Consider the following 12,619-nt stretch of genomic DNA (forward strand, 5'->3'; position numbering starts at 1 on the left):
CGTGGCCTCGGGCGTGCGGGCCGGTCAGGCGGGGCGGATCCTCGGCGCGCCGGTCACCGAGACGACGAGGGAGTACAGCGTCGTCGTGGCGGTGATGAACATGTGGTTGTTCTTCGGGCCGCCGAACGCGAGGTTGGAGACGGCCTCCGGTACGAGGATGCGGCCGATGAGGGTCCCGTCCGGGGCGTAGCAGTGCACTCCGCCGTGCATGGCCGCGACCCACAGCCGGCCCTCGTCGTCGAAGCGGATGTTGTCGAACCGGGCGTCGTCCTTCGCCTCGGCGAAGACGGTGCCGCCGTCCAGAGTGCCGTCGTCGCGCACGTCGAAGACCCGGATGTGTCCTGCCACGGTGTCGGAGACGTACAACTGCCGTTCGTCGGGGGAGAACACCAGGCCGTTCGGCCCGCCGAAGCCGTCGGCGGCCGGCTGCACCTCGCCGCTCGCAGGATCGACGCGGTAGACGTTGCACGCGCCGATCTCGGACTCCGCGCGGTGGCCCTCGTAGTCGCTCGTGATGCCGAAGGTCGGGTCGGAGAACCACACCGAGCCGTCGGAGTGCACGACCGCGTCGTTCGGGCTGTTGAGGCGCTTGCCGTCGAAGCGGTCGGCCAGAACGGTCGTGGTGCCGTCCGGTTCGGTCCTGATGACCCGGCGGTTGCCCTGCTCGCAGCTGATGAGGCGCCCCTCGCGGTCGAGGGTGTTGCCGTTGCTGTGGCCGGCCGGCGCACGGAAGAGCCCGACGGTTCCCGTCGCCTCGTCCCAGCGCAGCATCCGGTCGTTGGGTATGTCGCTCCAGATCAGCTGCCGCCAGGCCGGCAGATAGACGGGCCCCTCGGCCCAGCGGCTCTCCTCGTGGAGCCGCTCGAGCCGCTCGTCGCCGTTGGCGCAGCGTCCAGTGCGGAAGCGGTCGTCGAGGATCTCGTAGATCGAAGTACGCGTAGTTCCGGACATCATCAAGCCCCCCATGGGATGTGCCGAATCAGCTTCGGTGATCCATGAGTATCGCAGTATGAAGTATGGTCGCAACTATGGATGGCATCGATCGTGAACTCGTGGCCCTGCTCCAGCAGGACGCCGCATCGCCCTACGCGACGCTCGGCAAGGCCGTGGGCCTGTCCGCCGGCGCCGCGCACGAGCGCGTACGGAAACTGCGCGAGCGCGGCGTCATCCGGCGTACGACGGTGGACGTCGACCCGGCCGCGCTGGGCCGCGGTGTGCTGGCCTTCGTCATGGTCGAGTCCTCTGCCTGGATGGGCGATTCGGCCGAGGCGTTCGCCGCGATTCCGGAGATCCAGGAGGCCCACATCATCGCGGGCAGCGCGTCCGTGCTCGTGAAGGTGCGCACCTCCACCACCGAGCAGCTCCAGGACGTGCTGAGGCGTCTCTACGCCATCGAGGGCGTCAGCGGGACGCAGGCGACGGTGTCCCTGGAGACGTTCTTCGAACGGCCGGTCTCCCCGCTGGAGGAGCCCCGCCGCACCTGATTGTCGGTGTGGCGTCCTGCTGCTCGGTCCGAAGGCGGACGGCCGAGCGGCGGAGCGTCGACGGGGTCGGCAGGCCCGCGGCCCTGCCGACCCCGAAGCGCCTACATGCTGCTGAGCGACCGTGCGTAGTTGATCTGACCCATCACCATCTGGAACGACTGGGGACCCTGAGCCGGGATCATCGTCGAGTGGTGCTTGCCGCCGCTGGTCACCGTGACCTGGATGAATCCCGTGGTCGTCTTCTCCTTCATCAGCAGGAAGAGCAGACCCAGCAGACAGAAGATGAAGAAGACGATCGCCAGCACGATCGCGTGCGTCGGGATCTTCTCCTCGGTGCGCGACATGTCCGTCGCGTTCCAGACGGCGCCCTTCAGTGGCAGCGTGCCGCCCGGGGTGACGATCGAATCGCCCATCACCGTGATGTCGCCGATGGACACCAGCGGCGCGCCGCCCGTCGGCGCGGGAGGGCCGGTGTACGGCACCGGGACACCGGCGGGCTGGGTCTGGGCGTAGCCCGGAGCGGGGTCCTGTGGATAGCCGTATCCCGGCGCGGGGTTGGGGTAGCCGTAGGCGGGCGTGCTGCCCGGTGGCTGGGTGGGGCCCCACTGGTACTCGGGCTCCCCGTCCCTGTACGGATTGGGCGTGCTCATGATCTCGTCCCCGCTTTCCCACTGCGTCCGGTCAGACGTTCCCTGATCCTGCCAGGTATGGCCCCGGTGGGTGAAGTCTGCGTCCGTACCCGTACGGATACAAAGAGGCCCGCCTCCCTGGGGGAAGCGAGCCTCGATGATATGACGAGCCGTGATGTGGCGAGCCGTCAGAAGCGGCGCGTGATCAGCGCACGCTTCACTTCCTGGATCGCCTTGGTGACCTCGATACCGCGCGGGCAGGCGTCCGTACAGTTGAACGTGGTGCGGCAACGCCACACGCCGTCCTTGTCGTTGAGGATCTCCAGTCGCTGCTCTCCGGCCTCGTCACGCGAGTCGAAGATGAAGCGGTGCGCGTTGACGATCGCCGCCGGGCCGAAGTACTGGCCGTCGTTCCAGAACACCGGGCACGAGGAGGTGCACGCGGCGCACAGGATGCACTTGGTGGTGTCGTCGAAGCGCTCGCGGTCCTCGGCGGACTGCAGACGCTCGCGCGTCGGCTCGTTGCCCTTGGTGACGAGGAACGGCATCACGTCGCGGTAGGCCTGGAAGAACGGCTCCATGTCGACCACGAGGTCCTTGAGGACCGTCAGGCCCTTTATGGCCTCGACCGTGATGGGCTTCTCCGGGTTGATGTCCTTGATCAGCGTCTTGCAGGCGAGCCTGTTCTTGCCGTTGATCCGCATCGCGTCGGAGCCGCAGATGCCGTGCGCGCAGGAGCGGCGGAAGGTGAGCGAGCCGTCGACATCCCACTTGATCTTGTGGAGGGCGTCGAGGACACGCTCCTTGGGATCGATCTCGATCTGGAAGTCCTCCCAGACCGCGTGCTCCGACACCTCGGGGTTGTAGCGGCGGATCCGGAAGGTGGCGGTGATGTACGGGGAGTCGGCGAAGCCGGCCTCCCGCTTCTCCAGGGTCGGGGTAGCCATCAGTACTTACGCTCCATCGGCTGGTAGCGGGTCTGGACGACCGGCTTGTAGTCGAGACGGACGGTCTCGGAGCCGTCGTCGCCGACCTCGCGGTACGCCATGGTGTGGCGCATGAAGTTGACGTCGTCGCGGTTCGGGAAGTCCTCGCGGTAGTGACCGCCGCGGGACTCCTTGCGGGCCAGTGCGGAGACGGCCATGACCTCGGCCAGGTCGAGCAGGTTGCCCAGCTCGATGGCCTCCAGCAGGTCCGTGTTGAACCGCTTGCCCTTGTCCTGGATGGACACGTTGAGGTAGCGCTCGCGCAGCTCGGCGATCTTCTCGACCGCGGTCTTGATCGTCTGCTCGGTGCGGAACACCATCACGTTGGCGTCCATCGTCTCCTGCAGCTCCTTGCGGAGCACGGAGACCCGCTCGGAACCGGTGGAGTTGCGCAGCCGCTCGACCTGCTCGGCGACGAACGCCGCGGGGTTCTCCGGCAGCTCGACGTAGTCGGACTTCGCCGAGTACTCGGCGGCGGCGATACCGGCGCGCTTGCCGAAGACGTTGATGTCGAGCAGCGAGTTGGTGCCGAGGCGGTTGGCGCCGTGCACCGACACGCAGGCGACCTCACCGGCGGCGTACAGGCCCGGCACGACGGTGGTGTTGTCGCGCAGGACCTCACCCTCGACGTTGGTCGGGATGCCGCCCATGGCGTAGTGCGCGGTGGGCTGGATCGGGATCGGGTCCGTGTAGGGCTCGATGCCGAGGTAGGTCCGCGCGAACTCGGTGATGTCCGGGAGCTTGGCGTCGAGCTGCTCCGGCGGAAGGTGGGTGAGGTCCAGGTAGACGTGGTCGCCCTCGGGACCGCAGCCGCGGCCCTCGCGGATCTCCGTGTAGATGGAGCGCGAGACGACGTCGCGGGACGCGAGGTCCTTCATGACCGGCGCGTACTTCTCCATGAAGCGCTCGCCGTCCTTGTTGCGGAGGATGCCGCCCTCACCGCGGGCGCCCTCCGTCAGCAGGATGCCCATGCGCCAGATGCCCGTCGGGTGGAACTGGAAGAACTCCATGTCCTCCAGCGGCAGACCACGGCGGTAGCAGGCGGCCTGGCCGTCACCGGTCAGGGTGTGCGCGTTGGAGGTCACCTTGAAGAACTTGCCCGTGCCGCCGGAGGCGTAGATCACGGCCTTGGCCTGGAAGATGTGGATCTCACCGGTGGCCAGCTCGTACGCGACCACACCGGCGGACTTCTTGACGCCGTCGACCTCGGTGATCAACTGGTCCAGGACGTAGAACTCGTTGAAGAACTCCACGCCCTCCTTGACGCAGTTCTGGTACAGCGTCTGGAGGATCATGTGGCCGGTGCGGTCCGCGGCGTAGCAGGACCGGCGGACCGGGGCCTCGCCGTGGTTGCGGGAGTGGCCGCCGAAGCGGCGCTGGTCGATGGTGCCGTCCGGGGTCCGGTTGAACGGCAGGCCCATCTTCTCCAGGTCGAGGACGGCGTCGATGGCCTCCTTCGCCAGGATCTCGGCGGCGTCCTGGTCGACCAGGTAGTCACCGCCCTTGACCGTGTCGAAGGTGTGCCACTCCCAGTTGTCCTCCTCCACGTTGGCGAGCGCGGCGGCCATGCCGCCCTGCGCGGCGCCCGTGTGGGAGCGGGTGGGGTAGAGCTTCGTCAGCACGGCGGTGCGGCTGCGCTTCGTCGCCTCGATGGCCGCGCGCATGCCGGCGCCGCCGGCGCCGACGATGACGGTGTCGTACTTGTGGATCTTCATGGGTGAATTCCTCAGCCCCGTGCCTAGCGGATGTTCGGGTCGAAGGTGAAGATCACCAGCGTGCCCAGAAGGATGGTGAACACCGTGGCGGTGTACAGCAGGCCCTTGAGCCACAGGCGCGTGTTCGGACGCTCCGCGTAGTCGTTGATGACGGTGCGGAGGCCGTTGGCGCCGTGCAGCATGGCAAGCCACAGCATCAGCAGGTCCCAGGTCTGCCAGAACGGGGACGCCCAGCGGCCGGCCACGAAGGCGAAGCCGATCTTGGAGACGCCGCCGTCGAGCACCAGCTGAATCAGCAGGTGACCGATGACCAGGACGACGAGAACCACGCCGGACAGGCGCATGAACAGCCATGCGGCCATCTCGAAGTTGCCCCGGGTGGAGCGCGGGGTCTTCTTGGTGCGCTTGCGCGGGGCCTCGATGTACGGGGCGGGATTGTTCACGTCGTAGACGTGGGCGCCCTCGACGGGACCGATCGCGGAAGTGGTGTCAGCGGACATTTCTGGCCTCAGCTCCCGAAGACTTCGCGGACGGCGTGGCCGAGCACGGGGTAAAGGGCGCCCACCATCAGCACGAACCAGATGGCCATGACGCCCATGAACATCTGCTTCTGGTAGCGCGGGCCCTTGGACCAGAAGTCCACGGCGATGACGCGGAGGCCGTTGAGCGCGTGAAAGAGAATCGCGGCCACCAGGCCGTATTCGAGCAGCGCGACGATCGGCGTCTTGTAGGTGGCCACAACCTCGTCGTACGCCTCGGGGGAGACGCGGACGAGAGCGGTGTCCAGCACGTGTACGAACAGGAAGAAGAAGATGAGGACGCCGGTGACTCGATGAGCCACCCAGGACCACATTCCTTCCCGGCCGCGGTACAGCGTTCCAGCCGGCACGGAAGAACCCTCCGGGAGCGGGGATTGGGGCCTGCCGGCTTGTGGGTGTCGGTCTGGCCCGGCCGGGTACGGTCCACCGGCCCTGGCCATCGTAGCGACGTGTTGTCGGTTCGTTCGCCCGGGGTCCGCCGGTGTGATCAAACAGGCAATCAAACAGCCTCGGACGGGCTAAGCCGCGCCCGTCCGGTCCGGCGGGACGGGGTGGAGGCGGCAACTACGTGCCGGCCCTCGCGATGTCGGTCTCCGGATGGTTGGCCACTGCATGGGCCAGCCGGGAGCGTGCGAGGGCGCGCAGTTCCTCGGCGGAGACGGCCCGCTCCTCGTCCGGTTCGTGGGACAGCCTGCTCCGGATGCCGGCCAGCACCTGGTCGAGATACTCGTCGGGCCGGTGTCCGTCGAGGCTGATCACGAACGCGTGTCCGAATCGGCTCTCGTAGGCCGCGTGCGCGGCGGCGAGGGCGGTGTGCGCCGCCTGCGGGGCGTTCGGGGGCAGTCCGGTGGACGATTCGCCGGCCAGGGCCTCGTGCACCTCGCCGGGCGGGAGGTCGTATCCGGCCTCGTCGCAGCCCGCGAGGAGGGCCTCGATATCGGGGTAGGGGCGGTGTGCGACCACGCGCCGGGCCCAGCCGCGGCTGCCGCAGCAGGCGAGGATGATCGCTTCCGCGGTTTCGGCCGGGGCGCTGTTGAAATGCTCGAGCCCCGACTCCGCGCGACGCTGGAACGGTATGGGCGCTGGAGCAGAAGCGCTCCGCGTGTGGTGGAGTGTCGGCGGTCGCTTCGGGAGGCCGGTGGTGGGATCGCTGGACAGCGGAGGCTCCTCGAACGGGACAGCGGGACGGCAGGGAAGGGAGATAAGGGTGTGTCGTAAAGCTAGCGATGTGCACGCAGGGCTGTCCGACGGATGCACGATTTTCACCCGGACGGGAGAGTTTGATCTTACGTAATGGACAAAAGAAGGGGGCGCTTCTACCAAGTTTCACCGCTTATCGGAGGTATCAGGACCATGTGGCTCTCTCGAAAGGCGCGCCTCACCGGTGCGATGACCGCCTCGGTCGCCGTCTTCTCGATGACGCTCGCGGGCTGCTCCGACAAAGGGCCCGGCGAGCCCGGCAGCGCCCCGCCGGCCCAGGTGGCACCGACCGAGGCCGCCGCTGCACCGACTCCGACACGCAGCTACCCACTCTCCGAGGCGCCCGCCACCATCCCCTCCGTACAAAGCCACCAGGCCGCCCGTGGCCCGGGCTGGAGCCGTACGGCCGACAGCGGGGTCGTCGTGGCCAAGGGCAGTGAAGCGCTCTCGGACGAGGGCCGGCTGCTCGCCCAGGAACTCAAGCTCACCTATCGCGGAGCCGTCGCCGCCCGCGCGGGCGACGTGGAGCTGGCACTTGCCGGGGACGGCGCCGCCGAGTCGTACACCCTCACCACCAGTGGCGGCCGGGTGAAGATCACCGGCCCCGACGAGGCGGGCGTCTTCTACGGAACCCGCACGCTGAAGCAGTCCGTGCGCTCGGGCGGGTCGATGCCGGAAGGCGTTGTACGGGACCGGCCGGACCGTCCCCAGCGGGGACTGAACCTCGACATCGCGCGCAAGTACTTCACGGCAGGGTGGATAGAGGACCGGCTCCGTGAGATGGCCGACCTCAAGCTCAACCAGCTCGGCCTGCACTTCTCCGACGACCAGGCCTTCCGCATCGAGTCGGACTCGCATCCGGAGATCGTCTCCGACCCGCACCTCACCAAGGACGAGGTCCGCCGGATCCTGGCGCTCGCCGACCGCCTGCACATCACGGTCGTCGGCGAGATCGACTCGCCCGGACACCTGGGCGCGGTCATGCGGGCGTACCCCCAGCTCCAGCTGCGCAACACCCAGGGCGTGCCGCGTCAGGGCGCCATCGACATCTCCAAGCCCGACTCGGCGCGCATCGTCGACGACCTGCTGCGCGAGTACGCGGCGCTCTTCCCCGGCAAGTGGTTCCACATCGGGGCCGACGAGTACCAGGCCCTCACGGTGAGCAACCCGTCGGCCTCCTATCCGCAGCTCGCCCAGGCCGCCCGCGAGAAGTACGGCGCCAACGCCACGATCCAGGATCTGGCGGAGGGCTGGCTGAACGACCGCGCCGCGGTCGTCCGTGACGCGAAGAAGACACCCAAAGCGTGGAACGACGGGTTCTTCAGCGGCGGGGTGGTCAACGCCGACAAGGGCATCGAGGTCGAGTACTGGACCGGCAAGGAGATCGGCGCCCGCCCGCCGGAGGAGTACCTGGCCGAGGGCCGGCCGGTGGTGAACCTCAACGACGAGTTCCTCTACTACGTGCTCGGCGAGCCCAACCAGTTCACCTACCCGACGGGCCGCCGCATCTACGAGCAGTGGACCCCGTTGGTGCTGCGCGGCACGACGGCGGTGCCGCAGAAGTACTCGGACCAGATCCTCGGCGGCCGCTTCGCCATCTGGTGCGACCTGGCGAACTCCCAGACCCAGGAACAGGTAGCGGCGGGCATCCAGCGCCCGCTCCAGGCGACGGCGCAGAAACTGTGGGACCCGCGGCAGCCGTCGCGCAGCTGGCAGTCGTTCGAGCAGCTGGCGGAGAAGATCACAGGCACTTCCTGACCTGCCGCAACTCGCTGGACGGTGGCCGTCACGTGGGCGTATGTTCCGCGGGCGGCCGCCGTGCGTACGGCCGCGTTTCCATGTCGGGCCCCTGGGGGCGGTGCCGATTGCTGTCTCTGCCCGGGGGTTGTCCGCCATGCCGTGTTCCCGATGCCAGGAAAGACCCGCGAGCGCCGGGGAGTCGCTCTGCGACGACTGCCGCGCGACTGCCGCGGCGCCGTCCACCGATGCGGCGTCCGTGGCGTCCACGTCGAAGACGTCCGCTGATGCACCGTCAGTGCCGTCATCGCCGCTGACGCCGAACCTGAGCCCCGTGGTTGCCGCACCCGCACCACCGTCCGCACTGAGCCGGCCACTTCGCTCGCCGGTGGGGCTCGGCCGTGCCGCGGCGATCCTGCTCCTTGTCGTGGCCGTCACCGACATCGCCGCGATCACGGCCGCACTCAATCTCCGCCGACTGATGACGATCATGGAGAGCGGTGACTTCCTCGCCTACTCCACCGAGGACGCCGACCTCGCCGACCTGCTGATGGTGGTCACATCCTTCGCGCAGTTCGCGGCCTTCGCGGCCACCGTGGTGGTCTTCATCATCTGGTTCCACCGCGTCCGGTCGAACGCGGAACTCTTCGCCCTCGACCGCTTCACGAAGAGCCGGGGCTGGGCCATCGGCGGCTGGTTCATCCCTGTCGCCTTTCTCTGGATCCCGCGCCGTGTCGCCGCCGAGACGTGGACCGCGAGCCGCACCGACCCGTACGCGGGGGACGACCATGAGCACGGCACCCTGGTGAACGTGTGGTGGATCGCGTTCGTGGCGTCATGGCTGGTGACGCGGTACGCGGACCGGCTCTACGACAAGGCCGAGACGACCCAGGAGATCGTCTCCGCCGCCGACGCCCTGGTCGTCGCGGGTGTCGTCGACATCGTCGCCGCCGTCCTCGCGGCCCTGTTCGTCCGCCGCCTGACGCACATGCAGCATGCCAGGGCGCTGGGCAAAGTGGGTGCGACGCCGGCCGAGGCCGGGAGCCGACGGTAACGTTCCGGCCACGGAGTGACGTAATCGAGCCATCCGACGCAGTAGGAACCGGTACAAGAGCAAGTACTTCGTCCGCGACGGAAGGCGTCCGTATGACCTCCAAGAGCCTGACGGAACTCATCGCACACGCGGATGAGCGTGGGCTGGCAGCGAGCGGGCTCGCGTGCCTCGACCGCTGCATGCCGCTGCTCGCGGCGGAGGACGACACGCTGCGCCCGCTCTGGGCGGGGCTGGCCGGCGGCGAGGAGGAGTGGTCCGGGCAGCTGGCAGCGGCCCGGCAGGCCATGGAGGGCACGGCCCTCGAGGACGGGGACGCGGCCCTGGTACGCCGGATGCTCGGCGCCGCTCCTTCCGACTGGGACATCATGCCCTTGCGCGAGTGGGCCGACGGGTGCTCCGTCGCCGCGCTCGAGGTGCACCGCCGTTTCGACGTGGGCGACTGCGCGGCCGAGACCCTGGAGCGCTGCCGCGAGGGCGGGACGGGCACCGAGGGTGTCGGACCGCTGGTCGCGGGGGAGTTGCGGCGCCAGGCCCAGATATTGGAGATCCTCGCGGAGCCCCCCGGCGGCAACGGCCTGCGGCACGCACTCGAGGTGTCGACCGAGGGACGTCGCGTGCTGCGCGCCGCGGTCTCACGCCGGGCCCGCGTGACGGGCTGACACGCACGACGGCGGGCTCGACGCGTGGCACGGGCCGCGCAAACGCCACGGCGGCCCGACCCGCGCGCCACGGCGGCCCGACATGTGAACGAGCGCCACGACGGCGGTCCGAGACGTCACGGGCGCACACGCGCCACGGCCGGTGCGACGCGTGACACGAGCACGCCCGGCGGCCGCTTCCCGACCTCAGTACGGGAAGCGACCGGGCACGGGCGGGATCAGGGTGTGTACACCGAGGCGCCCGCCGTCCGGCGGATCTCCGGCAGTGCCGAGTAGAGCGTCGCGCCCGGGCAGAGCGTGGCGTAGCCGTCGCGGTGGCCGGAGACCGTGTACAGGTTCGCCGCCTGGCCCTTCTTCCAGACTCCGGTGTCGCCCGCAGCCATGAGCGTCACCCTGGCCTCCGGGTCGACGCCGTACAGGCCGAGCTTCCACGCGGCGACATCGGCGACGGCCTGCTTGGCCGCGGCCGTCGGCGTACCGCCGTTCTCGTAGTCGCCGAGGACCGAGATGCCGGACGAGTAGCCGTTGAAACCGTAGGTGTGGGCGCCCTGGACGGGTTTCTCCACACCGCCCGCACGGCCCTCGAAGACCGTCCCGCACTTGTCGACGAAGAAGTTGTAGCCGATGTCGTTCCACCCGTTCGTCTTCACGTGGTACGTGAGGATGCCGCGGATGATGGCGGGCGACTCGGCGCAGTCGTAGTCGTTCGTCCCGGCGGTGTGGTGGACGAAGACAGCGTCCACCTTGCTCAGGTACGTGGGCGGGTCCTCGACGAGCGACTCGTCGGCGCCCCAGTCGGCCCGGCTGACGATCGGCGGAACGGCCGGAGCCGTGGGAGTCGCGCTCTCGCTCGGCGCGGGGGCGCTGCTCGGGTCCGACGGCGTCGGCGAGGGTTCGGGTGAACCGGACGCAGGCGCGGAGGGCTCGGCGGTGGTGGTCGGCTCGGCCGGGTCCACGCTGGGCGAGGGAGCGGTCGACGGCTCGGCGGACGGTTCCGGCGGCGTCGATTCGGTCGGCTCCGTGCTGGGTTCCGTGCTGGTCGGTTCCGAGCTCGGCTCCGGCACGGTCGGGGCGCTGGACTCGGGCCGCGTGCTCGGTGCCGTCGGCGCGTCGGTCGGTGACGGCGAGATCCCACCGCCGGAACCGTCCGTCGGGCTCGTCGCCGGAGTGCTCGGCGCGGCGGTGACCGGGGGAGCCGAGGTGGAGGGCTGGGCCGTCTGCGACGGTTCGGGCTTGCGCGCCGTGGTGCGCTGCGGCTTCACCACGCCCCGGCTCGGCTTCACACGCGCGGTCGCGTCCTCGGCCGCCACGCCGGGGTCGATCATGTCGAGCCGCAGGGCCCCAGGCACCGCGGTCTCCTTGCCGCCGGCCACCACACGGGCCTCGACGGCGTCCGACGGTCCCACCCACAGAGGCTCCGAGGCGCCGCGGACGCCCGCGGCGTCGCCCTCCTCCCACTCCGGGGCCCGGATGTCGAAGTCGAGATCGCGCCAGTCGGTCCAGGTGCCGCCGTCCGCGCTGCGGGTGCGTATCTGCGCCGTGCCCTCGAAGTCGTCGGCGCTGTCCTCCCAGGAGACGCCGACGAGCGAGAACAATTGCGTCTCCGTACGCGGGAGTTCGCGCTTCTTCGCGTCCTTGCCCTCGAGCGCCAGCACATGGGCCCGCGCGGGGCGGGTGCGGTCATCGCCGCCTTCTGAGCCGACCGTGGCGGCCACTGCCGTCACACCGGTTCCTCCCAGGACGACGGCTCCCGTCACCAGCCATACCGTGCGTCGCGCCTTCGGTGTCCTGCTCGCCCGTCGGCCGCGGACCGTTCTCGGACTCATGCCCATCCCTCATCACAACTGATCACTGGCCTGCGGCGGGCAGCTCGCCCGTGCAGGTGGCTCGCCCGAACTGACCCATGGCGGTGGAGCGTTGTACGTGGGTGCCGTGGATGGCCAGGGTGCAGGCGGCCTGGCCGCCCTTCCCGTCGAGGACTATCGCGACGATCGGGGCCTTGCCGACGGGTACCTGCACGGTCTTCCTCCAGGGCAGCGTGGCGCCCTGCACGACCGTGGCGGTGCCCGCCTCGCTTCGGGCGAGATACGAGATGTCGACGGTGCCCTCGCCCGTGACCTCGTACGTCACCTCGGCCGTCGGTACGGCGCGCGGCTTCGGCTTCTCCTCGGTGTCGAGGACGCCGTAGCCGACGAGACCGCCGCAGGCGAGCAGCAGGGCGGCGGCGATGGCGACACCCGCGCGGGCTCCCGTGCTCTTTTCCTTGCTCCCGTCGCCCGGCTCGGCGCCTGCCGTTTCCGTGTCCGCCGGCTCGGAGTCGGATTCCGTGTCCGCCGGCTCGGAGTCGGATTCCGTGTCCGCCGATTCCGTGTCCGCCGACTCGGCGTCAGCTGTTTCCGCGTCCCCGGCCTCCCTGGTCTCCTCGGCCTCGCCGGTCACCTCGGTTTCCGGCTCCGCGGATTCCGGCTCCGCGCTTTCCGTGGATTCCTTCGATGACATGAGTGTGCCCGGCTTTCGGTGAGTCGGCATGAGTCGAACCGGGCGGTTATACACCACGCGGAACGTGCGGCGCGAGCGACCGGACGAAAGGGGCGAACGGGCCGGGCTTCCGGGGCT

Annotated in this window: 13 protein-coding genes; 4 read left to right on the forward strand and 9 right to left on the reverse strand. The window is 69.4% G+C overall.

The window, feature by feature from the left end; genetic code table 11:
- Positions 1-24 precede the first annotated feature (24 nt).
- A complete protein-coding gene (locus ACIQ7Q_RS01705) occupies positions 25-951 on the reverse strand; it encodes an SMP-30/gluconolactonase/LRE family protein (protein ID WP_403856381.1) in 927 nt (308 codons plus the stop codon).
- Between the two features lie 77 nt (positions 952-1,028).
- Between ACIQ7Q_RS01705 and ACIQ7Q_RS01710 the strand changes: the two genes are divergently transcribed.
- Positions 1,029-1,484: an Lrp/AsnC family transcriptional regulator gene (locus ACIQ7Q_RS01710; RefSeq protein WP_403855157.1), complete on the forward strand. Its 456-nt coding sequence runs from the start codon at positions 1,029-1,031 to the stop codon at positions 1,482-1,484.
- A 101-nt stretch (positions 1,485-1,585) separates the two neighbouring features.
- Here ACIQ7Q_RS01710 and ACIQ7Q_RS01715 read toward each other — a convergent pair whose 3' ends face one another.
- From ACIQ7Q_RS01715 to ACIQ7Q_RS01740, 6 genes are all read right to left on the reverse strand, one after another.
- Positions 1,586-2,134: a hypothetical protein gene (locus tag ACIQ7Q_RS01715; RefSeq protein WP_403855159.1), complete on the reverse strand. Its 549-nt coding sequence runs from the start codon at positions 2,132-2,134 to the stop codon at positions 1,586-1,588.
- 167 nt (positions 2,135-2,301) lie between these two features.
- Positions 2,302-3,060 (reverse strand): succinate dehydrogenase iron-sulfur subunit, encoded by a 759-nt coding sequence (locus ACIQ7Q_RS01720; RefSeq protein ID WP_403855161.1) that lies wholly within the window; start codon positions 3,058-3,060, stop codon positions 2,302-2,304.
- Positions 3,060-4,814, reverse strand: coding sequence for a succinate dehydrogenase flavoprotein subunit (sdhA, locus tag ACIQ7Q_RS01725; RefSeq protein ID WP_403855163.1), 1,755 nt, complete (start codon positions 4,812-4,814; stop codon positions 3,060-3,062). The genes ACIQ7Q_RS01720 and sdhA overlap by 1 nt, the downstream gene beginning before the upstream one ends.
- A 23-nt stretch (positions 4,815-4,837) precedes the next feature.
- Positions 4,838-5,314: a succinate dehydrogenase hydrophobic membrane anchor subunit gene (locus tag ACIQ7Q_RS01730; protein ID WP_403855165.1), complete on the reverse strand. Its 477-nt coding sequence runs from the start codon at positions 5,312-5,314 to the stop codon at positions 4,838-4,840.
- Between the two features lie 8 nt (positions 5,315-5,322).
- Complete coding sequence (gene sdhC, locus ACIQ7Q_RS01735; RefSeq protein WP_403855167.1) at positions 5,323-5,703, reverse strand: succinate dehydrogenase, cytochrome b556 subunit; 381 nt, start codon at positions 5,701-5,703, stop codon at positions 5,323-5,325.
- Between the two features lie 214 nt (positions 5,704-5,917).
- A complete protein-coding gene (locus ACIQ7Q_RS01740) occupies positions 5,918-6,619 on the reverse strand; it encodes a 2-oxo-4-hydroxy-4-carboxy-5-ureidoimidazoline decarboxylase (RefSeq protein ID WP_403855169.1) in 702 nt (233 codons plus the stop codon).
- 87 nt (positions 6,620-6,706) lie between these two features.
- On the opposite strand from ACIQ7Q_RS01740, the gene ACIQ7Q_RS01745 reads away from it, so the two are divergent.
- The 3 genes from ACIQ7Q_RS01745 to ACIQ7Q_RS01755 all read left to right on the forward strand — a co-directional run bounded on the left by ACIQ7Q_RS01745 (position 6,707) and on the right by ACIQ7Q_RS01755 (position 10,003).
- Positions 6,707-8,311, forward strand: a complete 1,605-nt coding sequence (locus tag ACIQ7Q_RS01745) for a glycoside hydrolase family 20 protein (protein ID WP_403855171.1) — start codon at positions 6,707-6,709, stop codon at positions 8,309-8,311.
- 313 nt (positions 8,312-8,624) lie between these two features.
- A complete protein-coding gene (locus tag ACIQ7Q_RS01750; protein WP_403855173.1) occupies positions 8,625-9,344 on the forward strand; it encodes a DUF4328 domain-containing protein in 720 nt (239 codons plus the stop codon).
- 92 nt (positions 9,345-9,436) lie between these two features.
- The gene (locus ACIQ7Q_RS01755; RefSeq protein ID WP_403855175.1) at positions 9,437-10,003 is read left to right on the forward strand and encodes a hypothetical protein; all 567 of its coding nucleotides are present in this window, start codon (positions 9,437-9,439) and stop codon (positions 10,001-10,003) included.
- Positions 10,004-10,221: 218 nt separating this feature from the next.
- On the opposite strand, the gene ACIQ7Q_RS01760 is transcribed toward ACIQ7Q_RS01755, so the two are convergent.
- Positions 10,222-11,829 (reverse strand): N-acetylmuramoyl-L-alanine amidase, encoded by a 1,608-nt coding sequence (locus ACIQ7Q_RS01760; RefSeq protein ID WP_403855177.1) that lies wholly within the window; start codon positions 11,827-11,829, stop codon positions 10,222-10,224.
- Positions 11,830-11,851: 22 nt separating this feature from the next.
- Positions 11,852-12,502, reverse strand: a complete 651-nt coding sequence (locus ACIQ7Q_RS01765; RefSeq protein ID WP_403855179.1) for an MmpS family transport accessory protein — start codon at positions 12,500-12,502, stop codon at positions 11,852-11,854.
- Between the last annotated feature and the right edge of the window lie 117 nt (positions 12,503-12,619).

Origin of the sequence: Streptomyces sp. NPDC096176, from assembly GCF_044763255.1 — a bacterium.
Lineage (GTDB): Bacteria > Actinomycetota > Actinomycetes > Streptomycetales > Streptomycetaceae > Streptomyces.